The following is an 820-nucleotide window of genomic DNA, read 5'->3' on the forward strand; positions in this document are numbered from 1 at the left end:
CTAGGCCGGATCGACATTCACCGGAGCCAGATCATCGCTGCTGCGAGATGGACAAAGCCCTCGAAGTGGATGGTTCTGCGGTCATAGCGTGTTGCGAAGCGGCGGAAATGCTTCATTCGATTGAAGCAGCGCTCTATGCAGTTTCGATGTTTGTAGGCGAGTTCATCATGCGGGATGATGGTTTTGCGCGAGCGGTTCGAGGGGATCACCGCTTCGGCTCCCATGCCAGCAATCGTTTCACGCAAGGCATTGCTGTCATAGGCTTTATCGGCCAGCACGGCATTGCCGATCTGGCCTTCCAGAAGAGCCGGAGCCTGCGTGATGTCGCCAACCTGACCGGCGGTCACGATGAAACGCAATGGTCGGCCCAACGCATCGACCAGCATGTGGATCTTGGTGGTCAATCCGCCTCGGGAACGCCCCAGCGCCTGATCCCTGGCCCCCCTTTTCCGGTTGCTGCTTGCTGATGGGCACGAACGATCGTGCTGTCGATCATCAAATACCGGTTGTCGCGATCGGCCGTCAGCGTCTCGAAGACCTGCTCCCAGATACCGGCATGGCACCAGCGGCTGAAGCGCTTATGCACCGTCTTCCACTTGCCATAACGCTCCGGCAGATCGCGCCAATGTGCGCCGGAGCGTAAAACCCAGAGGCAGCCACTTATAAATAAACGGTTGTCTGACCCAGTGCGCCCCGGATCACCGGCCTTGCCCGGCAACAAGGACGCAATCTTCGCCCACTGCCCATCGCTCAGTTCATACCGCTTCGCCACCATCAAAGGCCTCCGTGATCCAACACGGTGTCCTATGAATCAGCGATT

Annotated in this window: 1 protein-coding gene; it reads right to left on the reverse strand. The window is 58.4% G+C overall.

Annotation, left to right across the window (positions count from 1 at the left end; all coding sequences use genetic code 11):
* Positions 1-17: 17 nt before the first annotated feature.
* A protein-coding gene (locus AC1DMK_RS31080; protein ID WP_130774655.1) for an IS5 family transposase occupies positions 18-775 on the reverse strand; the annotation gives its coding sequence in 2 pieces (ribosomal slippage) (positions 18-439 and positions 439-775; 759 coding nt in all).
* Positions 776-820 lie beyond the last annotated feature (45 nt).

The sequence above is a fragment of the Rhizobium sp. 05L419 genome, from assembly GCF_056397845.1.